The sequence below is a fragment of the Variovorax sp. GW821-FHT09B01 genome (assembly GCF_059418345.1).
In genome coordinates this window covers 827,407-853,080 of the sequence record NZ_JBWKPQ010000002.1, presented here as the reverse complement: position 1 = coordinate 853,080, position 25,674 = coordinate 827,407, and the positions used below count along the sequence as shown (strand labels likewise).

Here is a 25,674-nt window from a genome sequence, read left to right as displayed (position 1 = left end):
GCGTCAATCGACAACCATCACTACGACTCTCTCATTCAAGGAGCTTCACCCATGGCCCAGACCCGGATCGCCGTCATCGTCGGCAGCCTGCGCAAGGACTCGTTCAACCAGAAACTGGCGCTCGCGCTGGCCAAGCTGGCGCCCGAGGACTTCACCTTCGAGCACGTGCGCATCGACGACCTGCCGCTGTACAACCAGGACGACGACGGCAACCAGGCGGCGTCGGTCAAGCGCCTGAAGACCGAGATCGCCGCGGCCGACGGCCTGCTGTTCGTCACGCCCGAATACAACCGCTCGGTGCCGGGCGTGCTGAAGAACGCGATCGACCATGCCTCGCGCCCCTACGGCCAGAGCGCCTGGGCCGGCAAGCCAGCCGGCGTGGTCGGCATCTCGGTCGGCGCCATCGGCACCGCGCTGGCGCAGCAGCACCTGCGCAACGTGCTGGCCTACCTCGACGTGCCCACGCTCGGCGCGCCCGAGGTGTTCCTGCAGACCAAGGACGACCTGTTCGACGACAAGGGCCACATCGGCAACGAAGGCTCGAAGAAGTTCCTGCAGGGCTGGATGGACAAGTACGTGGGCTGGATCAAGAGCCACAAGGCGGCCTGAGCACGGTCCGCACGCGGATTCAATAGAGGATCACCAGCACGGTCTCGCCGCCGAAGGCCTCGTCGCGGGCCACGGCGGCCGTGACCGGCCGGGTGGCGACCTTGCCCGCCTTGCCGTCCTTGTCGATCCTCGGCGGCAAGGGCGCGTTCAACTGCACGTAGCGCACCTGCGCCGGCGCGGCGGCGAACTCGGCCACCGCGCGCAGCGAGGCCGCGCCGGGCGGCGGCGCCACGGCCTGCATCTGCTGGTTCACGCGCTGCGAGAGTTCCTGCAGCGCCTTGAGATCGCCGCGCGCCGCCGCGGCCTGCAGTTCCTGCCGCATCGAATCCATCGACTTCATCGCCGCATCCTGCTGCTTGCGGCCGGGCACCTGCGAGCCGTCGAAGGTCTTCTGGCCCTTGGCCACCAGCTGCAGCACCTGCTCGGGCGACAGCCGCGTGGTGAAGACCGCGCGGCCCTCGCGCGCGTCGCTCGCGAACGGGCGCCAGCGCAGCGTGGCCGCGTCCTTCGCGCCGACGGCGCTGGCCAGGCCCAGCCGCGTGGCATCGGGCTGCTCGTCGGGCACCAGCGCGCCGAAGCCGTTGCGCTGGCCGGCGCGCATCCACGGTCCCAGGCCCTTGCGGAAGCGGTCGTCCTGCACCTCGAGCATCTGGCGCGCGATCGCGCGCACGCCGGGCGCGGTGTGGTCAAGCGCGGCCAGCACCGCCTCGCGGTCCTCGGGCGAGCCGATCTTGCCCAGCCTGCGCAGGCCCATCTCGGCCAGCATGGGGAAGCGGGCGCGCGCGGCGCTGCGCAGCACCTCGCGGTCGATCTCGCCGCGCGACTGCAGCATCTGCAGTTCGCCGTAGAGCGAGAGTTCGAGTTCGGTGCGCAGGCCGGGGCAGGCGGCGTTCCAGCGGCCGTCGACGCACTGGGCCTCGAAGCGCGGCAGCACCTGCTCGGGCGGGATCTCGGTGCGCGGGCCGCCGATCAGCAGCGCGGCGCTCAGCAACAGGGCTTCGTTCATGGCGATGACTCCGGATGGGGGCTCACTGCGTGGCGCGGCGCATCGCGCTGCCCTTGGCCTTGACGTTCTTCGTCAGGGTGACGATCTCCTCGGGCGTCGGCACCACCATGCTGTTGTCGGGCTTGCGCACGTTGGTCGAGCCGGCCCACTGGCACTTGCGCGCCAGCGCCGCGATGGCGTCGCGCAGCACCCGCACGCCGGCGTCGTAGGCCTTGGCGTCGCTCTGCACGAACCATTCGACCGACTCGACCGACTTGTCGCCGGCCTTGTAGGCGGCCGCGCAGGCCTTGATGTGCGTGTTCTCGTGCTCGATGGTGAATTCGGCCAGCGGCTTGCACAGCTTCTGCCGGATCTGCTGCTCGGTCACCGGCCGCGTGGTCGGCGACTGGCCCGGGCGCGGAACGTACTCCACCAACTGGCAGCTGCCGCCGCTGATCACCGTGCCGAAGGAGGGCGCCGCGGCCCCGGCCGTGCCGGCGTCGCTGGCCGGCGGCGCGAGCACGCCGTACAGGTTGCCTTGCATGGCCGCGGTGAGCGCGCTGGTGGCCTGTGTCTGCATCGCATCGATGCTCAGGGGGTAGTAGGCCTGGGAGATCCAGGTCTGGAATTTGGCGCGCAGGAACTCCTGTTCGAGCATTTCGCGGTACAGCCGTGGCAGGTCCTGGCAGCGGTCGCAGTCGGGCGCGGCCTGGGCGGCGGCGCAGCCGAGCGCGAGCGCCAGCGCGGCCAGCGCGCGCGAGGGGCGTGGAAGCAGCTTCACGGTGGGGGGCTCCTGGAGGGAAGGGAGGGGGACGGCGCTTCGTCGTCGGCCGCCAGCGAGATCGCGAGCGCCAGTGCCTGGGTGCGTGGTGCGTCGGCATCGAGCGCAAGGGCCATGTCGATGCTTCGACGCGCATCGGCATCGCGGCCCGCGGCGGATTCGGCCAGCGCGCGGTTGTGCCAGGCGCGGGCCGACAGCGGCGCGCGTTCGGTGGCTTCGCGCCAGAGCGCGGCCGGGTCGGCCCAGGTGGCGGCGCGCCAGGCGCAGGTGGCCGCGAGTGCCGCCAGCAGGACGAGTCCCGGAACTGCGCGGCCGGGCCGGCGCAGCCAGGTCGCGAGCAGGGCGCCCAGTGCCAGTGCGGGGCCGATCCACGCGGGGTACAGCGGCTTTTCCACGACCCAGTCGAGCCGCGCGATCAGCGTGTGGGTCGGCGCGAGCATGGCCAGCGGCCACAGCAGTCCGAGCGTTGCGAGCGGCCAGCGCCGGCGCAGCGCGAGCGCGGCGAGCAGCAGGCCCGCGAGCGCGAGAGCGCCCGGCAGCACCGCGTTTGCACTGGGCGCCGGGTGCTCGACCGACAGCGCCCATGGCCGCAGCCACAGTGCGAGCGACAGCGGCAGCGCGGCGGCATGCCGGGCCAGGGCCTCGAGCGGGTCGGCCAGCGCGAGCGAATAGCCAGCCAGTTCGCGCAGCCGGGAGCCGAAGGCCCAGAGCAGCGCGGCACCGGCGAGCGCGGCGAACGCGGGCCAGGCCACGCGCCGCGCGATGCGACCAGCCGTGGAACCGGGCCGGATCGCTTCCCAGAGCGTCAGCAGCAGCGGGTAGACCAGCGCCACTTCCTTGGCCGACACCGCGAGCGCGAAGGCGACGAGCGACAGCGCCTCGAAGACGGCGCGGCGCGCGCGGACCAGGCCCTCGCGCCATGCATGGTCATGGGCCAGCAGGGCCAGCAACAGCCCCAGCGTCATCAGTCCGGTGGAGCGCCCGCTCGCGAAGCTCACCACCGCCGCGTGCGCGGGCTGCAGCGCGAACAGCGCGGCGGCCAGGAAGGCGGCCAGCGGATCGGCCAGCCGGCCGAGGGCGAGCCGCCACACGGCCAGCACCGTGGCCGCGTGCAGCGCGAGGTTGGTGGCCAGGAAGCCGGTGCCGTCGAAGCCCCACAGCGCATGGTCGGCGACGTAGCTCAGCCGCAGCAGCGGCCGGAAGCCGTTGGCGAGCCGCTCGCGCAGGGCCTCGCCGCCGGCCGTGGCCGGGTCGAGCACGATGTTGGGCAGGTCGTCGTACTGGAAGCCGCCGGCCAGCCCGGCGGCCCAGGCGGCGAGGCACAGCGCCAGCAGCGCGACCGCCGCCATGGGCTCGGTCGCGGGAAGAAGAGGGATGCGGGAAGCCGGAAGGCGGGCTGCGGGCATGCGGCGATTCTGTCGAGCGGGCCGCGCGCCAGCCATTGGCCGAAGCGTCTATGTCAGCCGGGGTGCTGGCAGTCGTTGAATGCGGGGCGGCTCGTGCCGATTCGCAACCCGTCGTGAGGTCGGCGGCACACAAGTTTTTTGCATTTTTATGCAAAAAAATCCTGTACTCCTGTTCTTATGCGGCTATTTGTGTTTCTATGCGGCAATGAGACTGTTGGGAACCCTCGATGAGCCCCATTGAACACGTCGGCGGCAGCTGGCTCGTGGAGCATCTGGGCATCGGCCTCGTCCAGCCGCTCGCGGTCGAAAGCCGTATCGGAGGCCGGCGTTCCACGAACCATTCGGGAGGCATGCGGCAGGAGGTGTTCCAGCCCAACATGCGACCTGAGCCGACGCTGGCCGGACACCTCACGTTCCATCTCAAGCACGAGGTCGTGCACCTGGAGTTGCTCGCGCGCCTCTTTGCTGTCGTCGACCCTGCCGATCTTGCCGCCTGGGTCACCGATGAGCCCAGTGGCCAGTATGCGCGACGGATCGGCTTTCTCTATGAGTGGATGACCGGCCGCCAGTTGCCGGTGACGCCCGCCGTGCAGGGCGGCTACCACGACGCGCTGGACGGCAAGCAGATGCTGGTCGCCACGACGACGGTCAACAACCAGCGCTGGCGCATCAGGGACAACATGCCGGGTTCGCCCGATTTCTGTCCGACCGTGCGCCTGACCGAGGCGAGCCGGCCGGCGGCCGCGTTCGACGTGGGGGCCGCGCTGAGAAGGCAGGAAGCGGTTTTCGGTGCCGAGCTGCTTCGCCGCAGCGCGGTGTGGATGACGCTCAAGGAGAGCCGCTCGAGCTTCCTCATCGAGGGCGAGCAGGACCAGACGCTGAAGATTCAACGCTTCGCGGCAGTCATGGAGACGCGCACGGGCCAGGGGCCCACGCCCCTGTTGCCCAATGAACTGGCCTCGCTGCAGGCGGCCATCCTTGGTGAGGACACCACGCTCGCGGCCTTCGGCCTGCGCAGGTCACCGGTCTTCGTGGGGCAGAACGTGCGCTATGAAAACATCGTGCACTACGTCGCGCCGCCATGGGAATCGGTCCCCAGGTTCGTTCAGGGGCTGGCGCACGCCCTGTCGCGCACCGAAGGCCAGATCGGCTTCGCGGCGGCGCGTGCCGCGATCGCCGCTTTCGGTTTCGTCTACATCCACCCGCTGGCCGATGGCAACGGCCGGTTGCATCGCTTCCTCATCAACGACACCTTGCGCCGCGACGGCGTCGTCCCCGCGCCGTTCATCCTGCCCGTTTCCGCGCTCATCACGGAAAGCACCAAGGAGCGGGCCGACTACGACCGCGCGCTCGAGGCCTTCTCGCGCCCGTTCATGCAGCACTACGGCGAGGCCGTGTCGTTCGGCAACGAAGAGCGCGACGAAGCCGACGGGATCCGGTCGAACTTCAATTTCTCGGCCTATGACGACGCGATGCCGGCCTGGCGCTTCCTGGATCTCACCAGCCACGTGACCTACCTCGGCCACGTCCTGCGATTCACCATCGAGCAGGAGATGCATCAGCAGGCCAGGTTTTTCCGCTCCAACGACCTGGCGCGCAGACTGGTCAAGGACGTGATCGAAGGGCCGGACACCGATATCGACGCGATCATCCGCAGCGCGCGCGAGAACGGCGGCGCACTGTCGGGCAAGCTGGCCAAGCGCTTCCCCATCCTCGAGAAGCCGGGGCGATGGGATCGCGTGATGGCGGCGATCAACACCGCCTTCGCCGATGGGCTGGATGACGAAGTCGACGATGGTGACCCGATCGACGAACCTCGGGCGTAGCCGACAAGTCCGCCGCCCATGAAAAAGCCGGCACGTCGGCCGGCTTGTCGTCGGGGTGCGCCGCGAACGGCGCGCCGCCATCAGGCCGCGAGGGCCGCGACGCTCTGGTTGGCGGCTTCGGCGGTCGCCGTGCCGATGTCGCCGCGGGCCGAAGCCAGCGCGGCGTTCTTGACCGCGTCGCCCATGCCGAGGCCTTCGGCGCGCACGAAGCGCACGTCGGTGATGCCGAAGAAGCCGAAGATCACCTTCAGGTAGCTCTCCTGGTGCTCGGTGGCCTGGCCGCCTTCGGTGGTCGAGTAGATGCCGCCGCGGCTCGAGGCCACGATCACGGTCTTGCCGCCAGCGAGGCCGACCGGGCCCTTGTCGGTGTACTTGAAGGTGCGGCCGGCCTGCGCGAGGCGGTCGATCCAGGCCTTGAGCTGGCTCGGAATGGTGAAGTTGTAGAGCGGGGCGCCCACGACCACCACGTCGGCGGCGAGGAACTGGCTCACCAGCTTCTCGGACAGCGCGTTCTCGCGCTGCTGGGCTTCGGTCGGCTGGGCCTGCACGCCGGTCTTGATGCCGAGCGCGTCGGCGCTGAAGTGGGAGGGGGTGTCGACCGCGAGGTCGAGGTACTCGACCGTGGTGTCGGGATGGGCGGCGCGCCAGGCGGCCACGGTTTCGGCGGTGAGCAGGCGCGAGGCCGAGTTGCCGCTGAGGATGCTGGAGTCGACGTGAAGCAGCTTCATGATGTTGATCGCTTTCTTTCTTTCGATGTCGGCGCTCAAAGGTGGCCGGCGTGGTCAGAATTCTATTTTTGGTGCGAGTGGGTGATAAGTAGTTAAAAATAAGCCACATCGTTTCAAAAACAGGACAGTAGAGCCATGCAGGACCTCAACGACATGGTGTTCTTCGCCGAAGTGGCCGAGCGCGGCGGCTTCGCGGCCGCGAGCCGGGCGCTGGGCATTCCGAAGTCGCGGCTGTCGCGGCGCGTGGCCGAGCTCGAGGAGCAGCTCGGCGTGCAGCTGATGCAGCGCAGCACGCGGCGGCTGTCGCTCACGCCGGCCGGCGAGATCTACCTGCGCCACGCGGCCTCGGTGCGCGACGCGGCGCGCGCCGCCTCCGAGGCCGTGGCGCAGGTGCAGACCGAGCCCAGCGGGCTGGTGCGGCTCAGCTGCCCGGTCACGATCTCGCACAGCGGGCTGGCGCAGGTGCTGCCGAGCTTCCTCGAGCGCTATCCGGCGGTGCGCATCGACATGCGGGTGATCAACCGCCCGGTCGACCTGATCGAGGAGGGCATCGACATCGCGCTGCGCGTGCGGCCGCAGATCGAGGACAGCGCGACCCTGGTGGCGCGCACCTTCGGCACCAGCCGCGGCGTGCTGGTGGCCACGCCCGAGCTGGTGCGGCGGCTGGGGCCGATCGAGGGGCCGGAGGATCTCGCGAAGCTGCCGACCGCGGCGATGTCGGTCAACGGGGAGGGGCGCAGCGAATGGCGGCTCGAGGGCCCCAAGGGCCGGATCCACGTGCATGCCCATACGCCGCGCTACGTGGCCGACGACCTCGCCACCCTGCAGTACGCGGTGCTCGGCGGCGTGGGCGCGACCCTTTTGCCCGACTACATGTGCCGCGCCGACCTCAACGAAGGGCGGCTGACCCGGGTGCTGTGCGACTGGGGGCCGACGCCGGTGGTCGCGCACATGGTGTTCCCGGCGCGGCGCGCGCTGGTGCCGGCGGTGCGGCGGCTGATCGACTTCCTCGTCGAGCACCTGGAACACGGGGCGCACCGCATGTTCTGACGGCGATTTCGAGGCCCCGGATCGCCTCGTTATGCAAAAAACGTCATAACCAAACAATCAGATATTCGTTTGGCATCCTTGGCGGGGTTCGGACAATCCAGGTCTTCCATTCCATCCAAGGAACGACCATGGCAACCCTCCGTCTCGGCGACAGCGCCCCCGATTTCACCCAGGATTCCAGCGAAGGCCCGATCAAATTCCATGAGTGGGCCGGCGATTCGTGGGTCGTGTTCTTCTCGCACCCGGCCGACTTCACGCCCGTGTGCACCACCGAACTCGGCAAGACGGCGGCCCTGTCGGGCGAGTTCCAGAAGCGCGGCGTGAAGCCGATCGCGCTGAGCGTGGACCCGGCCGACAAGCACAAGGAATGGATCGGCGACATCAACGACACGCAGAACACCACGGTCAACTTCCCGATCGTGGCCGACGCCGACCGCAAGGTGTCGGACCTCTACGACCTGATCCACCCGAACGCCTCGGCCACGGCCACGGTGCGCAGCGTGTTCATCATCGATCCGAAGAAGGCGATCCGCACCATCATCACCTACCCGGCCTCGACCGGCCGCAACTTCGACGAGATCCTGCGCGTCATCGACTCGCTGCAGCTCACCGACAGCCACAAGGTGGCGACGCCCGTGAACTGGAAGGATGGCGACGACGTGGTCATCATCCCGAGCCTGCAGGACCCGGCCGAGATCGCCCAGCGCTTCCCCAAGGGCTACAAGGCGGTGCGTCCCTACCTGCGCCTGACGCCGCAGCCGAACAAGTAAGCCGGCGGCATCGGCCCAGGCCCACCACCTTCGCATGCAGACCCGCATCGTCATCGTTCCCGGCTGGCGCGACTCCGGCCCCGGCCACTGGCAGAGCCTGTGGCAGGAGCGCATTCCGGGCGCCGCGCGCGTGCAGCAGGACGACTGGGCCTCGCCGCGGCGCGAAGCCTGGGTGTCGACGCTGGCGCGGCTGGTGCTCGAATCGCCGCAGCCGGTGGTGATCGCGGCGCACAGCCTGGGCTGCATCGCCACGGCGCACCTGCCGGCGGAGGCCGCGGCCCGGATCCAGGGCGCGCTGCTGGTGGCGCCGGCCGATCCGGAGCGCCGCGCCGTGCTGTCGGACTTCGCGCCCGTGCCCTACGCGGCGCTGCCGTACCGCAGCATCGTGGTGGCCAGCAGCAACGACCCGTACTGCCCGATCCGCCTGGCCGGCGCATACTCGCGCGCCTGGGGCAGCGAGTTCGTTCGCATGCAGAATGCGGGCCACATCAACGTCGACTCGGGACACGGGGAATGGCCGCTCGGCCTGGCCCTGCTCCAGTCGCTGACCGACGAGCCCGCCCCCTGGGCGGCGGGCCGTGATTTTTCAGAAACCTTGGCAACCACATGACTTCCAGAATCAAGACCTTCGCCGCCGTGCTCGCGCTGGCGTCCTCCGCACTCGTCGGCAGCAGCGCCCTGGCCCAGGGCACCGGCCTGCTGAACGCCTCGTACGACGTGGCGCGCGAGTTCTACAAGGACTACAACGCGGCCTTCACGGCGCACTACAAGAAGGCCACCGGCAAGGACGTCAAGATCGACCAGTCGCACGGCGGCTCCAGCGCCCAGGCGCGCGCGGTGGCCGACGGCCTCGATGCCGACGTGGTGACCATGAACACCTCGACCGACATCGACTTCCTGGCCAACGCCGGTGTGGTCGCCAAGGACTGGACCAAGAAATTCCCCGAGAACGCATCGCCGACCACCTCGACCATGCTGTTCCTGGTGCGCAACGGCAATCCCAAGGGCATCAAGGACTGGGACGACCTGGTCAAGCCCGGCGTGCAGGTCGTGATCGTCAACCCCAAGACCGGCGGCAACGGCCGCTACGCCTACCTGGCGGCCTGGGGCTACGTCAAGAAGAAGGGCGGCACCGACGCCCAGGCGGCCGAGTTCGTCGGCAAGCTGTTCAAGAACACGCCGGTGCTGGCGCGCGGCGGCCGCGATGCCACCACCGCCTTCCTGCAACGCAACATCGGCGACGCGCTGATCACCTTCGAATCCGAAGTGGTCTCGATCGACCGCGAATTCGGCACCGGCAAGGTCGACTCGGTCTACCCGTCGATCAGCATCGTGGCCGAGAACCCGGTGGCCGTTGTCGAGCGCACCGTCGCCAAGAAGGGCACCGGCGAACTCGCCAAGGCCTACCTCGACTGGCTCTATTCCGAAGAAGCGCAGGAAATCGCCGCCAAGCACGCGCTGCGCCCGCGTTCGCAGACCGTGCTCAAGAAGTACGCCGCGACCTTCAAGCCGCTGCAGCTGTTCACGGTGCAGGAGCTGTTCGGCAGCCTCGGCGAAGCGCAGAAGGTGCACTTCAACGACGGCGGTCAGTTCGACAAGCTCTACACGCCCGGCGCCCGGTAAATGAGCGGGGCAACCTCCTCGGCGCTGTCCTCACCGGCAGCGCCGTTTTCGCGTGCGGTCGGCGGCGGTGGCGCCAAGCGCGTGCTGCCCGGCTTCTCGATGACGCTGGGCTTCGCGGTCTTCTACCTCTGCCTGATCGTGCTGATCCCGCTGTCGGCGCTGGTCTTCAAGACCTTCACGCTGAACTGGGACCAGTTCTGGGTCGCCGTGACCGCGCCGCGCGTGCTGGCCTCGTACCGGCTGACCTTCGGCGCCTCGCTGCTCGCGGCGCTGGTGAACCTGGTGTTCGGGCTGCTCGTGGCCTGGGTGCTGGTGCGCTACAAGTTCCCGGGCAAGCGCATCGTCGATGCGCTGGTCGACCTGCCGTTCGCGCTGCCCACGGCCGTGGCCGGCATCTCGCTGACCGCGCTGCTGGCCGGCAACGGCTGGGTCGGGCAGTACCTCGAGCCGCACGGCATCAAGCTCGCGTTCACGCCCGCGGGCGTGGTGATCGCGCTGATCTTCATCGGGCTGCCCTTCGTGGTGCGCACGGTGCAGCCGGTGCTCGAAGACGCCGAGAAGGAACTCGAGGAGGCCGCCACCTCGCTGGGCGCGACGCGGCTGCAGACCTTCACCAAGGTGATCTTCCCCTCGATCGCGCCGGCGCTGCTCACGGGCTTCGCCATGGCCTTCGCGCGCGCGATCGGCGAGTACGGCTCGGTGATCTTCATAGCCGGCAACATGCCGATGATCTCGGAGATCACGCCGCTGATCATCATCGGCAAGCTCGAGCAGTACGACTACGCGGGCGCCACCGCGGTCGCGCTGGTGATGCTGGTGATCTCGTTCCTGCTGCTCTTGGTCATCAACGGCCTGCAGGCATGGCAGCGTCGCCGCGCAGGGGGTTGAGATGAGCGCACCATCCAAAGTCATCCGCCGCACCCAGGCCGGCACCACCGAAGCCGCCTGGGTCCGCTGGCTGCTGATCGGCCTCGCGCTGGTCTTCATGTTCCTGTTCCTCGTGCTGCCGCTGGCGGCCGTGGCCACCGAGGCGCTGCGCAAGGGCCTCAACGCCTACCTCGAGGCGCTGAAGGAACCCGATGCCTGGAGCGCGATCCGCCTGACGCTGATCACGGCCGCCATCGCGGTGCCGCTGAACCTGGTGTTCGGCGTGGCCGCGGCCTGGGCCATCGCCAAGTTCGAGTTCCGCGGCAAGGCCTTCCTCACCACGCTGATAGACCTGCCGTTCGCGGTGTCGCCGGTGGTGGCGGGCCTGATCTACGTGCTGGTGTTCGGTGCCCAGGGCTGGTTCGGCCCGTGGCTGGCCGCGCACGACATCAAGATCATCTTCGCCGTGCCCGGTATCGTGCTGGCCACCGTGTTCGTGACCTTCCCGTTCATCGCGCGCGAGCTGATCCCGCTGATGCAGGCGCAGGGCACCGACGAGGAACAGGCCGCGATCGTGCTCGGCGCGAACGGCTGGCAGACCTTCTGGCGCGTGACGCTGCCCAACATCAAGTGGGGCCTGCTGTACGGGGTGATCCTGTGCAATGCGCGCGCCATGGGCGAGTTCGGCGCGGTGTCGGTGGTCTCGGGCCACATCCGCGGCCAGACCAACACCATGCCGCTGCACGTGGAAGTGCTCTACAACGAATACCAGTCGGTGGCCGCCTTCGCGGTGGCCTCGCTGCTGGCGATCCTGGCGCTGGTGACGCTGGTGATCAAGTCGGTGATCGAATGGCGCCACGAGCGCGAGATGAAGGCGATCGCCGAGCTGCCGCCGGAACGGCCGACGGCGGCCTAGGAAGAAAGAATTTCATGAGCATCGAAATCCGCAACATCAGCAAGCAGTTCGGCACCTTCCGGGCCTTGAACGACGTCAACCTGAACGTCGAATCGGGCGAGCTCGTCGCGCTGCTCGGCCCCTCGGGCTGCGGCAAGACCACGCTGCTGCGCATCATCGCCGGGCTGGAAACGGCCGACGCCGGCAGCATCCTGTTCTCGGGCGAGGACACCACCGACGTGCACGTGCGCGAGCGCCAGGTCGGCTTCGTGTTCCAGCACTACGCGCTGTTCCGCCACATGACCGTGTTCGAGAACGTGGCCTTCGGCCTGCGCGTGAAGCCGCGCAAGGAGCGCCCGAGCGAAGCCCAGATCAAGGCCAAGGTGACCGAGTTGCTCAAGCTCGTGCAGCTCGACTGGCTGGCCGACCGCTATCCGCCGCAGCTCTCGGGCGGCCAGCGCCAGCGCATCGCGCTGGCCCGCGCGCTCGCGGTCGAGCCCAAGGTGCTGCTGCTCGACGAGCCCTTCGGCGCGCTCGACGCCAAGGTGCGCAAGGAACTGCGCCGCTGGCTGCGCCGGCTGCACGACGAGCTGCACGTCACCTCGATCTTCGTCACCCACGACCAGGAAGAGGCGCTCGAGGTGGCCGACCGCGTGGTGGTCATCAACAAGGGCCACATCGAGCAGGTCGGCTCGCCGCAGGAGGTCTGGGACCAGCCCGCGAGCCCCTTCGTCTACGGCTTCCTCGGCGACGTGAACCTGTTCCACGGCCGCGCCGACAACGGCTCGGTGCAACTGGGCGACGTGCGCCTCGATTCGCCCGAGCACAGCGGCGCGCGCGACGCCAAGGCGCTGGCCTACGTCCGTCCGCATGACCTGGAGGTGACAGCCCACGTGCCGGGCGCGACGAGCGGCATCGTCGCGACGCTGGCGCGCGCGATCGTCGTCGGTCCGATCGCGCGGCTGGAACTTGAACCCGTCGACACGAATCCAGACAATCCGGGCTCCGGAACCATCATCGAGGCGCAACTCCCTGCGCAACAGTTCCGTGACCTGGGCTTGAAGGAGGGCGACACCGTCGTCGCCACGCCACGCAAGGCCAGGGTGTTCGTAGAAGAGGATTGGGTGTCTCCTTGATCGATTGGTACTTCGGCGCGCCGCGCCGCGCTTACGGCCTGATCTGCCTGGCCTGTGTGCTCATGCTGGCCTTCGGGCTCTACCTGCAGCACGTGGTGGGGCTCGAGCCCTGTCCGATGTGCATCGTCCAGCGCTATGCGCTGGTGCTGGTGGCGGTGTTCACGGGGCTGGCCGGGGCTTTCCGCGGCCGCGCGCTGCAGGTCGGCGGCGGCCTGCTGGCCCTGCTGTCGGCCCTCGGCGGCGCCTACACGGCGGCCTCGCAGAGCTGGCTGCAGTGGTATCCGCCCGAGGTGGTGTCGTGCGGCCGCGACCTCTACGGCATGATCGAGACCTTCCCGCTCAAGCGGGCGCTGCCGATGATCTTCCGCGGCGGCGGCGACTGCTCCAAGATCGACTGGACGCTGTTCGGCCTCACGCTGGCGAACTGGTCCTTCATCGCCTTCGCGGTGCTGACGGTCCTGCTGCTGGTGCTGCTGTTCCGCCGGCGCCCGGCGCGCTGAGCGCGGCGTTCGCCGCATCGGCCTTCCAAGGCGGACCGCGGGTCCGCCTTTCGTCTTTGTGGCGCCCGTCACGCTAAGGTGGGCGGCGAGGGCGGAGTAACCCCGCCGCGGAACTCCGTCTTTAGGAACGCTTCAGACAGCGGGACTAGGATGCCCCCATCCCCCTTGCATGGCGACCCGGCCGCAGAGCCCGGCGAATGCATCCCCCGCCCGTTCCACTTCCTTCCCGCTGCATGCCCCAGACTCCCCCCCGGCGTTCGCGCAAGCTCCTCTACGGCATCCTGGCCCTCGTCGTGCTCGGCATCGCGGCCGCGATCGTGCTCACGCCGGCCAAGAAAGCCGAATACCTGACGGCGACGGTGCAGCGCGCCGACCTCGAGAACGCGGTGCTGGCCACCGGCGTGCTGCAGGCGCTGCGGCAGGTGGAGGTGGGCGCGCAGGTCACGGGCCAGCTCAAGTCGCTCAAGGTGGCGCTGGGCCAGACCGTGAAGAAGGGCGACTGGCTGGCCGAGATCGATCCCGCGATCTCGCAGAACACGCTGGCGCAGGAACAGGCCCGGCTCGACAACCTGCAGGCCCAGAAGGTGGCGAAGGAAGTGCGCGTCAAGCAGGCCGAGCTGGCCTGGGCGCGCCAGCGCGAGATGTTGGCGCAGGACGCCTCGGCGCGGCAGGACATGGAGAGCGCCGACGCCGAGCTGCGCGCGCTGCGCGCCGACGCGGTGTCGCTCGACGCGCAGATCCGCCAGCAGCGCCTGGCCGTGTCCTCGGCTCAGACCAACCTCTCGTACACCCGGATCATCGCGCCCATCGACGGCGACGTGATCTCGATCAAGACGCTCGAGGGCCAGACCGTGGTCGCGTCGTTCCAGGTGCCCACGCTGATGACCCTGGCCGACCTGTCGACGATGACGATCAAGGCCCAGGTGTCCGAAGCCGACGTGGTGCGCGTGCGCGCCGGGCTGCCGGTCTACTTCACCATCCTCGGCGACCCCGACAAGCGCTACCACGGCACCCTGCGCGCGGTGCAGCCCTCGCCCGAGAAGATCAACAACGCGGTGTTCTTCAACGCGCTGTTCGACGTGCCGAACCCCGACCGCACCCTGCGCGTGGACATGACGGCCCAGGTCGCGATCATGCTCGGCGAGGCCAAGCAGGCGCTGACCGTGCCGCTGACCGCGCTCGGCAACCGCGACAAGGAGGGTCGCTACGAGGTGCGCGTGCTCAAGGCCGACCATACGCCCGAGACGCGCAAGGTGCGCACCGGCATCACCAACAACTTCCAGGCCCAGGTGCTCGAGGGGCTGAAGGAGGGCGACCAGGTCATCACCGGCGACGCCTCGGCCGTGGAGCCGCGCGAGGGCGAGGCCAACGGCGGCGAACGCCGCGGCAAGGGCCCATGACGCAGCCACGGCAAGCCCTGCTGTCGCTGCGCGGCATCGGGCGCAGCTTCCCCTCGGGCGAGACGCGGGTGCAGGTGCTCGAGGACGTGAACCTCGACATCGGCCACGGCGAGATGCTCGCGATCGTCGGCGCCTCGGGTTCGGGCAAGTCGACGCTGATGAACATCCTGGGCTGCCTCGACCGGCCCAGCAGCGGCAGCTACACGGTCTCGGGCCACGACGTGGGCACGCTCGACAGCGACGCGCTGGCCGAGCTGCGGCGCGAGCACTTCGGCTTCATCTTCCAGCGCTACCACCTGATGCAGCACCTGACGGCCACCGGCAACGTCGAGGTGCCGGCGGTGTACGCGGGCACCGACGGCACGGCGCGCGAGGCGAGGGCGCGGCAACTGCTCGCGCGGCTGGGGCTCGACGACCGCGGCGACCACCGGCCGAGCCAGCTCTCGGGCGGCCAGCAGCAGCGCGTGAGCATCGCGCGTGCGCTGATGAACGGCGGCCAGGTGATCCTGGCCGACGAGCCCACGGGCGCGCTCGACAGCCGCAGCGGCCAGGAGGTGATCGCGATCCTGCGCGAGCTGCATGCGCAGGGCCACACCATCATCATCGTGACCCACGACATGCAGGTGGCGAGCTGCACCGAACGCATCATCGAGATCGCCGACGGCCGCATCGTCGGCGACCGGTCCAACGTGCCGGCCGTGCCGGCGCCCGCGGCCGCCAACGCCGGCGAGGCACCGCAGCCCGTGACCCGGCCCGCCACGGGCGGCCGGCTGAGCACCGGCTGGTCGCGTTTCGCCGAGGCCTTCCGCATGGCCTGGCGCTCGATGATGTCGCACCGCATGCGCACTGCGCTCACCATGCTGGGCATCGTGATCGGCATCACCTCGGTGGTCTCGATCGTGGCGATCGGGGAGGGCGCCAAGCGCTTCGTGCTGTCCGACATCCGCGCCATCGGCACCAACACGCTCGACATCTACCCGGGCCGCGACTTCGGCGACGACAAGGCGCAGAGCATCCGCACGCTGGTGCCGGCCGACCTGCAGGCGATCGCCGCGCAGCCCTTCGTGCACAGCGTGACGCCGGCCACCATGCGCAGCCTGCGGCTGCGCTACCGCAGCATCGACATCAACGGCAACGTGAACGGCGTCAGCGACAACTACTTCGCGGTGCGCGACGTGCAGATGGCCAGCGGCATCGCCTTCAACGCCAACGACGTGCGGCACCAGTCGCAGGTGGTGGTGATCGACCAGAACACGCGCCGCAAGCTGTTCCCCGAGGGCGTGGATCCGCTCGGCAAGATCATCCTGGTCGGCAGCCTGCCGTGCACCGTGATCGGCGTGGCGCAGGAGAAGAAGAGCATGTTCGGCGAGAACAAGCAGCTCAACATCTGGCTGCCCTACAGCACCGCGGCGAGCCGGCTGTTCGGCCAGCAGCACTTCGACGGCATCACGGTGCGCATCCGCGACGAGCAGCCGACCAAGGCGGCCGAGGACGGCATCGTGAAGCTGCTGACCCTGCGCCACGGCGGCAAGGACTTCTTCACCTTCAACATGGACAGCATCGTGAAGACGGCCGAGCGCACCAGCCAGTCGCTGACCCTGCTGCTGTCGCTGATCGCGGTGATCTCGCTGGTGGTGGGCGGCATCGGCGTGATGAACATCATGCTGGTGTCGGTGACCGAGCGCACGCGCGAGATCGGCATCCGCATGGCGGTGGGGGCGCGCCAGAGCGACGTGTTGCAGCAGTTCCTGACCGAGGCTGTGCTGGTGTGCCTGGTCGGCGGGCTGATCGGCGTGCTGCTGTCCTATGGCATCAGCTTCCTGTTCTCCCTGTTCGTGAAGCAATGGCAGATGATCTTCTCGCTCGGTGCCGTGCTGTCGGCCTTCTTCTGCGCCTCGCTGATCGGCGTGCTGTTCGGCTACCTGCCGGCACGCAACGCGGCGCGGCTCGACCCCATCGAGGCACTGGCCCGTGAGTAAGGCGCGCCTGCTCCCCCTGGCCCTGGCGGCCGCGCTGGTCGCGGCCGGCTGCACCGCGTTCCAGCCCGAGCGCCGGCCCGAGAAGCCGCTCGAGCTGCCCTCGGCCTGGCAGCAGCCGCAGCCGGGCACAGCCAGCGCGGCGGCGGTGTTCCCGGCGAAGTGGTGGTCGTCCTTCGGCGATCCGCGGCTCGATGCGCTGGTCGACCAGGCGCTGCAGGTCAACAACGACCTCGCGGCCGCCGGCATCCGGGTGCAGCGCGCGCAGCTGCAGGCCGGCCTGGCCGACACCAACCTCACGCCCGGCGTGGTCGGGCAGGCCGCCACCAGCCGCGGCTACGACCTCAAGCGCGGCGGTGTCGCGGGCTCGAGTTCCAGCTCGCTCGTGACGCTGAGCTACGAGCTCGACCTCTGGGGCCGTATCGCGGCGGTGCGCAGCGCGGCCGACTGGGAACTGAAGGCGACCCAGTCCGACCGGCAGGCCGCGGCGCTGGCGCTGGTCGCCACCACCGCCAATCTCTACTGGCAGACCGGTTACCTGAACCAGCGCATCGCGCTGAGCGAGGCCGGCATGGAGGACGCGCGGCGCATCGTGGCGCTGGTGCGCGCGCGCTACGAGGCCGGCGCGGTCTCGGGCCTCGACGTGGCGCAGGCCGGCCAGAACCTCGCGAGCCAGGAGGCGGCGCACACGCAGCTGCTGCAGCAGCGCGTGGAAACGCGCAATGCGCTCGCGATCCTGTTCGACCGTCCGCCCGAGGTGGCGGCCGAGGAGCCCGCGAGCCTGCCCGACGCGGCGCTGCCCGCCATCGACGCGGGCCTGCCCGCCAGCCTGCTGGGCCGGCGCCCCGACCTGCGCGCGGCCGAGCAGCGGCTGCGCGGCGCGCTCGCCAATGTCGACGCGACGCGCACCGGCTTCTATCCGGCGCTGAGCCTCACGGGCTCGCTCGGCACCTCGAGCACGGCGCTGGGCGAACTGCTGCGCAACCCGGTCGCGACGCTGGGTGCGGGGCTGGCGCTGCCGTTCCTGCAATGGAACACGGCGCGGCTGACGGTGGCGGTGTCGCAGAGCCAGTACGAGGAAGCGGTGGTGGGCTTCCGGCAAGCGCTGTACACGGCGCTGTCGGAAGTGGAGAACGCGTTGTCGTCGCGCACCCAGTTGCGCGACGAGAGCGCGAAGCTGGTGGTGGCGCTGGAGCTGGCGCAGCGTGCCGAGCGGCTGTCGGAGGTGCGCTACCGCGCGGGGGCGACCGCGCTGCAGCCGGTGCTCGACGCGAAGGACCGGCGGCGCGCGGCCGAGGTGTCGCTGGCGCAGAACCGGGTCAACCAGCTCAACGCGACGATGACGCTCTACAAGGCGCTCGGCGGCGGAGCCGTCGAATAGCGGGCGCGGTGGATCAGGCCTGGAACGGCGGCGCGCCGCGCAGCTTGCGCCAGAGCAGGCCCGGCAGCCGCAGCACGAACTCCACCATCAGCCGCGTGTGCATCCAGGTCAGCAGCACGTTGTCGCGCCCGTAGCGGAAATGCGAGACCCCGCCTTCCTCGGCCGTCAGGTACTTGACCGGCGCGTCGATGTTGACCGGCTTCACGCCGCGCCAGGCCAGCCGCACCACGGCCTCGGTGTCGAAGTCGAAGCGGCGCATCCAGGGCTGGCGCTGCATCACCGCGATCAGGTCCTGTACCGGGTAGACGCGAAAGCCGTAGAGCGAATCGCCGACGCCGGCGAACAGCGTCTCGAGCTGGGTCCAGCCGTTGGAGACGCGGCGCCCGCGCACGCGCAGCAGCGGCGCGCTGGCGTCGAACACCGGGCGGCCCAGCACCATGGTCTCGGGCCGCGCCAGCGAGGCCTGCATGAAGGCCGGGATCAGCGGCGCCGGATGCTGGCCGTCGGAATCCATGGTGAGCGCATGCGTGAAACCGGCGTCGCGCGCCGCGCGCAGCCCGTGCAGCACCGCCGCGCCCTTGCCCTGGTTCTCGGGCAGCAGCCACACGCGCAGGCCGGGGCGGTCGGCGGCCATCCGCTGCAGCCGCTCGCCGGTGCCGTCGTCGCTGCCGTCGACCACCACCCACACCGGGCTCCATTGCGCGAGCGCCGCCTCGACGGTGGAGAACAGGCGCTCGCCCGTGTTGTAGCTCGGGATCAGGACAAGGTGGGTGCGCGAGGCGTCTGGCATTCGGGAGAGTCGGCGTCGGCGGCGCGCCGTTCCAGGTGGTGGCGGAAATATTGTTCGAGTTCGGATTGCAGCACGTCGCTGTCCTGCGTCGGCGCGAAGCGCTGGCCCAGGCGCAGCTTGAAGACGATCGGCAGCGGCGGCACGCGCCAGATCGGCCAGCCCTTGCCGAGGTAGGGCGAGTCGGTGTCGATGAACACGGTCTGGATCGGCGCCTGCGCGAGCTTGGCGATCAGCGTGACACCGGGGCGGAACGGATTGAGCGGCGGCGTGACGGTGCGCGTGCCCTCGGGAAAGATCACCAGCTGGCCGCCTTCGCGCAGGTCGGCCACCGCCAGCCGCACCATGGTGCGCGCCGATTCGTTGCTGATGTAGCGCGCCAGCCGCGCGCCCGCGCCCAGGAAGATGTTGTGCAGCAGCTCGGCCTTCATGATGCAGGCGCTGCGCGGCAGCCGCGCCACCAGCAGCAGCGCGTCGAGCATGGTCGGGTGGTTGGCCACGAAGATCACGCCGGGCTCGTCGCGCAGCGCGTCGAGGCAGCTCGCGTCGATGCGCATCATGCCGGTGACCGAGGCCAGGCCCCAGAAGGTGCGGTAGGCGAAGGCGATGGTGGCGCGGCCCAGCGCGCGCGCCGGCTTCACCGGCATCACCGGATGAATCAGCATCGCGAAGGCGTTCCAGACCAGCGAAATCACGCCGAGGAACAGCAGCAGCGCATAGAGCATCAGCGCCAGGGGAACGGCCGTGAGAATGCGCAGCACGCGGAGGATCATCGGGAAAGGTGGGGCTGCCGTTCGAGCGTCAGTCCCGCCGCCGCCCGGGGGCGGTGGCATGGGCTTCGATCTCGACCAGCAGGTCGCCGCGGCAGATGTCGGCCTCGAGATATACCGCGCCGCGCACCGTCGGCGCGTCGGACCCGAGCGCGTCTTCGAGCACGCCGCGCACGGCTTCCAGATCGGCCGGGTGGCGCACGTAGACCACGCCGTCGAGCGCCGCGACCGAGAAGCGCGCCGATCCCTGCGCGTTGGCGGCACTCACCACGGCCTCGAGGTTGCGCAACGTCTCGCGGGTCTGCTCGCGCACGTCGCCGCGGTGCACGGTCTCGTGGCCGACGATGCTCGCGGTGCCCGAGATGAACAGCGCGCAGCGTTCGTCGCCGATGTCGGCCAGCGCCGCGCGCGAGAAGGTCGGGGCGCGCGGCCCGTAGGTCGAGGGATAGCGGTAGGCCGAGACCTGGCGCGGGTTCTCGATCGGCAGCGGGGCGCGGCGCCCGGCCAGGAAGCGCACCGACAGCGCGCCGCGGTGGATGCCGAGCGCGCAGGCGGCCGGCGCGCCTTCGAAGGCGGCGCGGCCGGCTTCGAGGAAGGCATCCTGGCGGCCCAGGTTGAACTGGCGGTAGCGCTCGAGCCCGCCGCCGTCGCCGTTGATCTGCGGCAGGTAGTTCCAGATCCGCAGCGGATGGGCGATGCCGCTCTGGTCGAGCGTGGCGAACAGGTCGCGGTAGGCGCGGTGCGCCAGCTCGGCCAGACCCTGTTTCTCGACGCTTTCGTCGAGGTCGATCGCGCCGAGCAGCCAGTGGTCGTCGGCGCGCCAGCGCACGAGGCCGGTGCGGCCGGTCTGGACCGCCGGGCCGGCAGCATGCCAGACGTCGGCGACGGCGCCGCGCGCCGAGAGCACGCTGGCGTCGACCGGCGGCATCCAGTCGATGCGGTCGGGCGTGCCGTAGCCGATGGCGGCGAAGGGCGCCGGTCCGTCGGCGGCCAGCGCCAGGCTGTCCGCGAAAGACAGGCGCTCCACGCGCAGGGAGGAGGAAGAGGAGGGTGTTTCGCCCTGGAAGCGCACGATCAGGAAGCCTTTGCGAGGGGATCGGGGCCTGCCTGCGCGGTGTCCGCCCGGCTCGCACGGCGTGCGTGGCGGGTGGGCGGCAGCGTCGGATATCCCGACCCGGCGAAAGGCAATGGCGTCATCGAGGGATTATCACCAAAAGGTTTGACCGGCCCGCCCGCCCGCGGCGCCGGTCCGTTGTGCGCGCCGGACAGTAAACTCGCAGCCTGCTTCGAAAACACAGGACAGCGAGAGAAAAGCCATGGCCGGACACAGCAAATGGGCAAATATTCAGCACCGGAAGGGCCGGCAGGACGAAAAACGAGGAAAGCTCTGGACCCGCGCCATCCGTGAAATCATGGTGGCGGCCCGGGCCGGCGGCGGCGACCTGAGCGCCAACCCCCGCCTGCGGCTGGCAGTCGAAAAGGCCAAGGCGGTCAATCTGCCGGCCGACACCGTCAAGCGCAACATCGACAAGGCCACGGGCAACCTCGAAGGCGTCAATTACGAAGAAATTCGTTACGAAGGGTACGGCATCGGCGGCGCGGCGATCATCGTCGACACCATGACCGACAACCGCGTGCGCACCGTGGCCGAAGTGCGCCACGCCTTCGCCAAGCACGGCGGCAACATGGGCACCGAGGGCTCGGTGGCCTTCCAGTTCAAGCATTGCGGACAGTTCGTCTTCGCCCCGGGCACGGATGAAGACAAGGTGATGGAAGTGGCGCTCGAGGCCGGCGCGGAAGACGTCGTGACCGACGACGACGGCGCCATCGAGGTGATCACCGCGCCCGGCGACTTCGAGGCGGTGAAGAACGCGCTCGAGGCGGCGGGCCTGAAGCCCGAGGTGGCCGAGGTCACGATGCGGGCCGAGAACACCATCGACGTCGTCGGCGAGGACGCCGCGAAGATGCAGCGGCTGCTCGACGTGCTCGAGGACCTGGACGACGTGCAGGAGGTCTATCACAACGCCTCGCTGTCCGAATGAGGGCCGGCACCCGGCAGCAGCAATGATGGAAAGAACACAGCGTATGAAGGCCCGAGAATGAAGGTACTGGTGATTGGGGGAGGGGGCCGCGAACATGCCCTGGCATGGCGGCTGGCGCAGGCCACCCGGGTCAGCCGCATCTATGTGGCGCCCGGCAATGGCGGAACGGTCACCGACCCGCGCTACGACAGCATCGACATCACCGAGCCCGCCGCGCTGCGCGAGTGGGCGCTCAAGGAAAAGATCGCACTGACGGTGGTCGGCCCCGAGGCCCCGCTGGCTGCGGGCGTGGTCGACGAATTCCGCGCGCACGGCCTGCGCATCTTCGGCCCGACCAAGGCCGCCGCCCAGCTCGAGAGCTCGAAGGCCTTCTCCAAGGCCTTCATGAAGCGCCACAAGATCCCGACGGCCGAGTACGAGGCCTTCACCGACGCCGCCGCCGCCCATGCGTACATCGACGCCAAGGGCGCGCCGATCGTGGTCAAGGCCGACGGCCTGGCCGCCGGCAAGGGCGTGGTGGTGGCCATGACCGCGCAGGAAGCGCACGACGCGGTCGACTTCATGCTGGTCGACAACAAGTTCGGCGTGTCGCATAACGAAGGCGGCGCGCGCGTCGTGATCGAGGAGTTCCTGCAGGGCGAGGAAGCCAGCTTCATCGTGCTGTGCGACGGCAAGAACGTGACCGCGCTGGCCACCAGCCAGGACCACAAGCGCCTGCTCGACAACGACGAAGGCCCCAACACCGGCGGCATGGGCGCCTACTCGCCCGCGCCCGTGGTCACGGCCGAGGTGCATGCGCGCGCCATGCGCGAGATCATCCTGCCGACCATCCGCGGCATGGAAAAGGACGGCATTCCCTACACCGGCTTCCTCTATGCCGGCCTGATGATCGACGCCCAGGGCCATCCCAAGACGCTCGAGTTCAACTGCCGCATGGGCGACCCCGAGACCCAGCCGATCATGATGCGGCTGAAGTCCGACCTGTTCGAGGTGTTCTGGCACGCCACCGACGGCACGCTCGACCAGGTCGAGCTGCAGTGGGACCGCCGCGTCGCGCTCGGCGTGGTGATGGCCGCGCACGGCTACCCGCTCTCGCCGCGCAAGGGCGACCGCATCGACGGCATTCCCGCCGAGGCGCCCGATGCCGTGGTGTTCCACGCCGGCACCACCGTCAAGGACGGCGAGCTCCAGACCAGCGGCGGCCGCGTGCTCTGCGTGACCGTGCTGGCCGACAGCGTGAAGCTCGCGCAGCAGCGCGCCTACGAGGTGGCGGCGCGGGTGCGCTTCGACGGCGCCCAGTACCGCCGCGACATCGGCTTCCGCGCCGTGCAGGCGCGCAGCCACGGCACCAACGGTTGATGCAGCGGCAACCCTCCGATCCCCAGGCGGTCGGCGACTATCTGCGCGGGCTGCAGCAGTCCATCGTCGCCGCGATCGAGGCGGCCGATGGCGGCACCGCGGTGCGCGATGCCTGGCACAAGGCGCCCGACGAGCCGCTGCAGGGCAGCGGGCTCACCTGCATCCTCGAAGGCGGCGAGCTGTTCGAGCGTGCGGGCTGCGGCTTCTCGCAGGTGCGCGGCCCGAAGCTGCCGCCCTCGGCCACGCAGAACCGGCCCGAGCTGGCCGGCGCGCCCTTCGAGGCGATGGGCGTGTCGCTGGTGTTCCATCCGCGCAACCCCTACGTGCCGATCGTCCACATGAACGTGCGCATGCTGGCCGCGCTGCCGGCCGGCGGCGAGCCGGTCTGCTGGTTCGGCGGCGGCATGGACCTCACGCCCTGCTACGGCTTCGCGGAAGACGCGGTGCATTTCCACACCGTCTGCCGCGATGCGCTCGCGCCCTTCGGCGAGGACAAGTACCCGCGCTTCAAGACCTGGTGCGACGAGTATTTCTTCCTCAAGCACCGCAACGAGCAGCGCGGCATCGGCGGCATCTTCTTCGACGACTTCGCCGAGGGTGGCGTCGACAACGGCTTCGCGCTGATCCGCTCGGTCGGCGATGCCTTCCTGCCGGCCTACCTGCCGCTGGTGGAACGCCGCCGCGGCATGGCCTGGGGCGAGCGCGAACGCGCGTTCCAGCTCTACCGGCGCGGCCGCTACGTCGAGTTCAACCTCGTGTGGGACCGCGGCACGCACTTCGGGCTGCAGTCGGGCGGGCGCACCGAATCGATCCTGCTGTCGATGCCGCCGCAGGCGAGCTGGGCCTACCGCCGCGAGCCCGAGCCGGGGTCGCCCGAGGCGGCGCTCTACAGCGACTTCATCGTGCGCCGCGCGTGGCTGCCGTGAACGTTTCGAAGAACGCGCCGCGCATCGGCGTGTTCGGCGGCGCCTTCGATCCGCCGCACGATGCCCACGTGGCGCTGGCGCGGGCCGCGCTCGAGCAGCTGGGCCTCACGGCGCTCTATGTCTTTCCGACCGGGCATGCCTGGCACAAGGTGCGCGAACTCACGCCCGCGAAAGACCGCCTAGCGATGGCGCAACTGGCGTTCGGCGACATCCCGGGCGTGGTGGTCGATTCGCGCGAGATGCTGCGCGACGGCCCCACCTACACCATCGACACCCTGCACGAACTGCAGCAGGCGCAGCCCGACGCCGAGCTGGTGCTGGTCATGGGCGCCGACCAGGCGCGGGCCCTGCCGAGCTGGCACGGCTGGCAGGATATACTCGCGGTCGCTACTATTTCTGTAGCGTATCGCGCATTATCGACGGCCGACACCGCCCGTTTTGATCCGAATACGCTGCCCGGCCTCCCGGCCGGCGCGCGTTTCGAGGCGCTCGAACTGCCTGCCATGGACATCAGCGCCACCGACATCCGGCGGCGTGCGTCGCTGGGCGAGGAGATTTCCTCACTGGTTCCGTCCACGGTTGCACGCTATATTGACCAACACTTCCTCTATCGCTCTGCCTGATGACCACTGAAGCCGCCGCCAAGAAAGACACCCAGAAACTCCAGCGAGCCATCATCGATGGGCTCGAAGACGTCAAGGCGCAGGACATCCAGGTATTCGACACCGAGCATCTCTCGCCACTGTTCGAGCGCGTGATCGTGGCCTCGGGCACGTCGAACCGCCAGACCAAGGCGCTGGCCGCGAGCGTGCGCGACGCGGTGCGCGATGCCGGCTTCGGCAAGCCGCGCGTGGAAGGCGAGGAAAACGGCGAGTGGATCATCGTGGACTGCGGACAGGCCGTCGCGCACATCATGCAGCCGGCGATCCGCCAGTACTACCACCTCGAGGAAATCTGGGGCGACAAGCCCGTGCGCCTGAAGCTCGGCGCCAGCAAGCCGGTCCGCGCCTCCGAGGACAAGGAAGCCAAGCCCGCGGCCGCCAAGGCGCCGACCTCGCTGCGCCGCGCGAGCGCCGCCAAGACCGCGATCCGCGCCGCCGAGCGCGAGGCCAAGGAAGCCAAGGCCGCGCCGAGGAAGGCTGCAGGCAAGACCACTGCCAAGACCGGCGCCAAGACCGCAGCGAAGAAGGCACCGGCCAAGAAGGCGCCGGTGGTGGTGGTCGGCAAGCCGGTGGCCAAGAAGGCCGCCGCCAAGACGGGCGCGAAGCCGGCGGCCAAGCCCGCGGTGAAGAAGGCGCCCGCGCGCAAGACCGCTTCGCGCAGCGCATGAAGCTGCTGGTGGTCGCAGTCGGGCAGCGCATGCCCGACTGGGCACAGACTGCCTGGGACGACTACGCCAAGCGCTTCCCGCCCGAACTCAAGCTCGAACTGCGCGCGGTCAAGACCGAGCCGCGCGGTTCCAAATCGCTCGAGACCCTCTACGCCGCCGAACGCGAACGCATCGAGGCCGCCATCGCGCGCGGCATGCGCATCGTGGTGCTCGACGAGCGCGGCACCGCGCTGACCACCAAGGCCCTGGCCGCGCGGCTGCAGAGCTGGCAGGGCGAGGGCGACGACGTCGCGCTGGTGATCGGCGGCCCCGACGGGCTCGACCCGGCCTTCAAGGCCGCGGCCCACGAGCGCATCCGCCTGTCCGATCTGACCCTGCCGCATGCGATGGCGCGCGTGCTGCTGGTGGAGCAGCTCTACCGCGCATGGTCGGTCAACGCGGGCCATCCCTACCACCGCGAATGAGCGGCCCGTCGAGCCGTCGCGCGACGAGGACTTCGCCGCGTTACTCCATCGACCCCGTCTTTT

The 25,674-nt window shown here is 69.6% G+C and carries 26 protein-coding genes; 19 read left to right on the top strand and 7 right to left on the bottom strand.

The window, feature by feature from the left end; translation table 11 throughout:
- The first annotated feature begins 51 nt into the window (after positions 1–51).
- The gene (locus AC07RV_RS11060; protein ID WP_057593371.1) at positions 52–609 is read left to right on the top strand and encodes an NADPH-dependent FMN reductase; all 558 of its coding nucleotides are present in this window, start codon (positions 52–54) and stop codon (positions 607–609) included.
- 19 nt (positions 610–628) lie between these two features.
- Here AC07RV_RS11060 and AC07RV_RS11055 read toward each other — a convergent pair whose 3' ends face one another.
- From AC07RV_RS11055 to AC07RV_RS11045, 3 genes are read right to left on the bottom strand one after another with little or no spacing between them, the layout of a single operon-like run.
- Entirely contained in the window at positions 629–1,615 is a 987-nt protein-coding gene (locus AC07RV_RS11055) for a hypothetical protein (protein ID WP_296787682.1), read from the bottom strand.
- Positions 1,616–1,637: 22 nt separating this feature from the next.
- The gene (locus AC07RV_RS11050) at positions 1,638–2,375 is read right to left on the bottom strand and encodes a hypothetical protein (RefSeq protein WP_296787684.1); all 738 of its coding nucleotides are present in this window, start codon (positions 2,373–2,375) and stop codon (positions 1,638–1,640) included.
- Positions 2,372–3,781, bottom strand: a complete 1,410-nt coding sequence (locus tag AC07RV_RS11045; RefSeq protein ID WP_296787686.1) for a hypothetical protein — start codon at positions 3,779–3,781, stop codon at positions 2,372–2,374. Before AC07RV_RS11045 ends, AC07RV_RS11050 begins: the two co-directional genes overlap by 4 nt.
- A 227-nt stretch (positions 3,782–4,008) precedes the next feature.
- On the opposite strand from AC07RV_RS11045, the gene AC07RV_RS11040 reads away from it, so the two are divergent.
- Entirely contained in the window at positions 4,009–5,607 is a 1,599-nt protein-coding gene (locus AC07RV_RS11040; protein ID WP_296787687.1) for a Fic family protein, read from the top strand.
- Between the two features lie 80 nt (positions 5,608–5,687).
- On the opposite strand, the gene AC07RV_RS11035 is transcribed toward AC07RV_RS11040, so the two are convergent.
- The gene (locus tag AC07RV_RS11035; protein WP_296787689.1) at positions 5,688–6,335 is read right to left on the bottom strand and encodes an FMN-dependent NADH-azoreductase; all 648 of its coding nucleotides are present in this window, start codon (positions 6,333–6,335) and stop codon (positions 5,688–5,690) included.
- Positions 6,336–6,470: 135 nt separating this feature from the next.
- On the opposite strand from AC07RV_RS11035, the gene AC07RV_RS11030 reads away from it, so the two are divergent.
- The 11 genes from AC07RV_RS11030 to AC07RV_RS10980 all read left to right on the top strand — a co-directional run bounded on the left by AC07RV_RS11030 (position 6,471) and on the right by AC07RV_RS10980 (position 17,933).
- A complete protein-coding gene (locus tag AC07RV_RS11030; protein WP_296787690.1) occupies positions 6,471–7,385 on the top strand; it encodes a LysR family transcriptional regulator in 915 nt (304 codons plus the stop codon).
- A 128-nt stretch (positions 7,386–7,513) separates the two neighbouring features.
- The gene (locus AC07RV_RS11025; RefSeq protein WP_296787691.1) at positions 7,514–8,155 is read left to right on the top strand and encodes a peroxiredoxin; all 642 of its coding nucleotides are present in this window, start codon (positions 7,514–7,516) and stop codon (positions 8,153–8,155) included.
- Between the two features lie 34 nt (positions 8,156–8,189).
- Positions 8,190–8,765, top strand: a complete 576-nt coding sequence (locus tag AC07RV_RS11020; protein WP_093341564.1) for an RBBP9/YdeN family alpha/beta hydrolase — start codon at positions 8,190–8,192, stop codon at positions 8,763–8,765.
- Positions 8,762–9,778, top strand: a complete 1,017-nt coding sequence (locus AC07RV_RS11015) for a sulfate ABC transporter substrate-binding protein (protein ID WP_093341565.1) — start codon at positions 8,762–8,764, stop codon at positions 9,776–9,778. Before AC07RV_RS11020 ends, AC07RV_RS11015 begins: the two co-directional genes overlap by 4 nt.
- Positions 9,779–10,666: a sulfate ABC transporter permease subunit CysT gene (cysT, locus tag AC07RV_RS11010; RefSeq protein WP_093341567.1), complete on the top strand. Its 888-nt coding sequence runs from the start codon at positions 9,779–9,781 to the stop codon at positions 10,664–10,666.
- 1 nt (position 10,667) lies between these two features.
- A complete protein-coding gene (cysW, locus tag AC07RV_RS11005; RefSeq protein ID WP_093341569.1) occupies positions 10,668–11,561 on the top strand; it encodes a sulfate ABC transporter permease subunit CysW in 894 nt (297 codons plus the stop codon).
- 14 nt (positions 11,562–11,575) lie between these two features.
- Positions 11,576–12,676, top strand: a complete 1,101-nt coding sequence (locus tag AC07RV_RS11000; RefSeq protein WP_093341571.1) for a sulfate/molybdate ABC transporter ATP-binding protein — start codon at positions 11,576–11,578, stop codon at positions 12,674–12,676.
- The gene (locus AC07RV_RS10995) at positions 12,673–13,176 is read left to right on the top strand and encodes a disulfide bond formation protein B (protein WP_093341573.1); all 504 of its coding nucleotides are present in this window, start codon (positions 12,673–12,675) and stop codon (positions 13,174–13,176) included. Before AC07RV_RS11000 ends, AC07RV_RS10995 begins: the two co-directional genes overlap by 4 nt.
- Positions 13,177–13,409: 233 nt before the next feature.
- Positions 13,410–14,576, top strand: a complete 1,167-nt coding sequence (gene macA / locus AC07RV_RS10990; protein ID WP_296787695.1) for a macrolide transporter subunit MacA — start codon at positions 13,410–13,412, stop codon at positions 14,574–14,576.
- Entirely contained in the window at positions 14,573–16,555 is a 1,983-nt protein-coding gene (gene macB, locus AC07RV_RS10985) for a macrolide ABC transporter ATP-binding protein/permease MacB (protein WP_296787697.1), read from the top strand. The genes macA and macB overlap by 4 nt, the downstream gene beginning before the upstream one ends.
- Positions 16,548–17,933, top strand: a complete 1,386-nt coding sequence (locus tag AC07RV_RS10980) for an efflux transporter outer membrane subunit (protein WP_296787699.1) — start codon at positions 16,548–16,550, stop codon at positions 17,931–17,933. The genes macB and AC07RV_RS10980 overlap by 8 nt, the downstream gene beginning before the upstream one ends.
- Positions 17,934–17,946: 13 nt before the next feature.
- Here the strand turns inward: AC07RV_RS10980 and AC07RV_RS10975 are convergent, their stop codons facing one another.
- The 3 genes from AC07RV_RS10975 to AC07RV_RS10965 are packed head-to-tail and all read right to left on the bottom strand — an operon-like array spanning position 17,947 to position 20,562.
- A complete protein-coding gene (locus tag AC07RV_RS10975; protein ID WP_208509009.1) occupies positions 17,947–18,723 on the bottom strand; it encodes a glycosyltransferase family 2 protein in 777 nt (258 codons plus the stop codon).
- The gene (locus AC07RV_RS10970) at positions 18,690–19,493 is read right to left on the bottom strand and encodes a lysophospholipid acyltransferase family protein (RefSeq protein ID WP_296787701.1); all 804 of its coding nucleotides are present in this window, start codon (positions 19,491–19,493) and stop codon (positions 18,690–18,692) included. The genes AC07RV_RS10975 and AC07RV_RS10970 overlap by 34 nt, the downstream gene beginning before the upstream one ends.
- A 28-nt stretch (positions 19,494–19,521) precedes the next feature.
- Complete coding sequence (locus tag AC07RV_RS10965) at positions 19,522–20,562, bottom strand: chorismate transformation FkbO/Hyg5 family protein (RefSeq protein ID WP_495338097.1); 1,041 nt, start codon at positions 20,560–20,562, stop codon at positions 19,522–19,524.
- Between the two features lie 244 nt (positions 20,563–20,806).
- Here AC07RV_RS10965 and AC07RV_RS10960 point away from each other — a divergent pair, with 244 nt between their 5' ends.
- The 6 genes from AC07RV_RS10960 to rlmH are packed head-to-tail and all read left to right on the top strand — an operon-like array spanning position 20,807 to position 25,611.
- Positions 20,807–21,532: a YebC/PmpR family DNA-binding transcriptional regulator gene (locus AC07RV_RS10960; protein ID WP_093341582.1), complete on the top strand. Its 726-nt coding sequence runs from the start codon at positions 20,807–20,809 to the stop codon at positions 21,530–21,532.
- 57 nt (positions 21,533–21,589) lie between these two features.
- Positions 21,590–22,891 (top strand): phosphoribosylamine--glycine ligase, encoded by a 1,302-nt coding sequence (gene purD / locus AC07RV_RS10955; RefSeq protein ID WP_093341583.1) that lies wholly within the window; start codon positions 21,590–21,592, stop codon positions 22,889–22,891.
- Positions 22,891–23,817, top strand: a complete 927-nt coding sequence (gene hemF / locus AC07RV_RS10950; RefSeq protein ID WP_296787706.1) for an oxygen-dependent coproporphyrinogen oxidase — start codon at positions 22,891–22,893, stop codon at positions 23,815–23,817. Before purD ends, hemF begins: the two co-directional genes overlap by 1 nt.
- Complete coding sequence (gene nadD, locus AC07RV_RS10945; RefSeq protein ID WP_296787708.1) at positions 23,814–24,440, top strand: nicotinate (nicotinamide) nucleotide adenylyltransferase; 627 nt, start codon at positions 23,814–23,816, stop codon at positions 24,438–24,440. Before hemF ends, nadD begins: the two co-directional genes overlap by 4 nt.
- Positions 24,440–25,147 carry a ribosome silencing factor gene (gene rsfS, locus AC07RV_RS10940; RefSeq protein WP_296787710.1) on the top strand — a complete coding sequence of 236 codons (708 nt, stop codon included), beginning with the start codon at positions 24,440–24,442 and terminating at the stop codon, positions 25,145–25,147. The genes nadD and rsfS overlap by 1 nt, the downstream gene beginning before the upstream one ends.
- Positions 25,144–25,611, top strand: coding sequence for a 23S rRNA (pseudouridine(1915)-N(3))-methyltransferase RlmH (gene rlmH, locus AC07RV_RS10935; protein ID WP_057593347.1), 468 nt, complete (start codon positions 25,144–25,146; stop codon positions 25,609–25,611). The genes rsfS and rlmH overlap by 4 nt, the downstream gene beginning before the upstream one ends.
- Positions 25,612–25,674 lie beyond the last annotated feature (63 nt).

Excerpts from the sequence above, each read along its gene's own strand:
- AC07RV_RS11035 (WP_296787689.1), bottom strand. The coding sequence starts at position 6,335 with ATGAAGCTGCTTCACGTCGACTCCAGCATCCTCAGCGGCAACTCGGCC.
- AC07RV_RS11025 (WP_296787691.1), top strand. The coding sequence starts at position 7,514 with ATGGCAACCCTCCGTCTCGGCGACAGCGCCCCCGATTTCACCCAGGAT.
- hemF (WP_296787706.1), top strand. The coding sequence starts at position 22,891 with ATGCAGCGGCAACCCTCCGATCCCCAGGCGGTCGGCGACTATCTGCGC.
- AC07RV_RS10960 (WP_093341582.1), top strand. The coding sequence starts at position 20,807 with ATGGCCGGACACAGCAAATGGGCAAATATTCAGCACCGGAAGGGCCGG.
- AC07RV_RS11045 (WP_296787686.1), bottom strand. The coding sequence starts at position 3,781 with ATGCCCGCAGCCCGCCTTCCGGCTTCCCGCATCCCTCTTCTTCCCGCG.
- rlmH (WP_057593347.1), top strand. The coding sequence starts at position 25,144 with ATGAAGCTGCTGGTGGTCGCAGTCGGGCAGCGCATGCCCGACTGGGCA.
- AC07RV_RS11015 (WP_093341565.1), top strand. The coding sequence starts at position 8,762 with ATGACTTCCAGAATCAAGACCTTCGCCGCCGTGCTCGCGCTGGCGTCC.
- purD (WP_093341583.1), top strand. The coding sequence starts at position 21,590 with ATGAAGGTACTGGTGATTGGGGGAGGGGGCCGCGAACATGCCCTGGCA.
- cysT (WP_093341567.1), top strand. The coding sequence starts at position 9,779 with ATGAGCGGGGCAACCTCCTCGGCGCTGTCCTCACCGGCAGCGCCGTTT.
- AC07RV_RS11055 (WP_296787682.1), bottom strand. The coding sequence starts at position 1,615 with ATGAACGAAGCCCTGTTGCTGAGCGCCGCGCTGCTGATCGGCGGCCCG.
- AC07RV_RS11040 (WP_296787687.1), top strand. The coding sequence starts at position 4,009 with ATGAGCCCCATTGAACACGTCGGCGGCAGCTGGCTCGTGGAGCATCTG.
- AC07RV_RS11020 (WP_093341564.1), top strand. The coding sequence starts at position 8,190 with ATGCAGACCCGCATCGTCATCGTTCCCGGCTGGCGCGACTCCGGCCCC.
- AC07RV_RS11000 (WP_093341571.1), top strand. The coding sequence starts at position 11,576 with ATGAGCATCGAAATCCGCAACATCAGCAAGCAGTTCGGCACCTTCCGG.
- macA (WP_296787695.1), top strand. The coding sequence starts at position 13,410 with ATGCCCCAGACTCCCCCCCGGCGTTCGCGCAAGCTCCTCTACGGCATC.
- macB (WP_296787697.1), top strand. The coding sequence starts at position 14,573 with ATGACGCAGCCACGGCAAGCCCTGCTGTCGCTGCGCGGCATCGGGCGC.
- AC07RV_RS11060 (WP_057593371.1), top strand. The coding sequence starts at position 52 with ATGGCCCAGACCCGGATCGCCGTCATCGTCGGCAGCCTGCGCAAGGAC.
- AC07RV_RS10970 (WP_296787701.1), bottom strand. The coding sequence starts at position 19,493 with ATGATCCTCCGCGTGCTGCGCATTCTCACGGCCGTTCCCCTGGCGCTG.
- cysW (WP_093341569.1), top strand. The coding sequence starts at position 10,668 with ATGAGCGCACCATCCAAAGTCATCCGCCGCACCCAGGCCGGCACCACC.
- rsfS (WP_296787710.1), top strand. The coding sequence starts at position 24,440 with ATGACCACTGAAGCCGCCGCCAAGAAAGACACCCAGAAACTCCAGCGA.
- AC07RV_RS10975 (WP_208509009.1), bottom strand. The coding sequence starts at position 18,723 with ATGCCAGACGCCTCGCGCACCCACCTTGTCCTGATCCCGAGCTACAAC.
- AC07RV_RS11030 (WP_296787690.1), top strand. The coding sequence starts at position 6,471 with ATGCAGGACCTCAACGACATGGTGTTCTTCGCCGAAGTGGCCGAGCGC.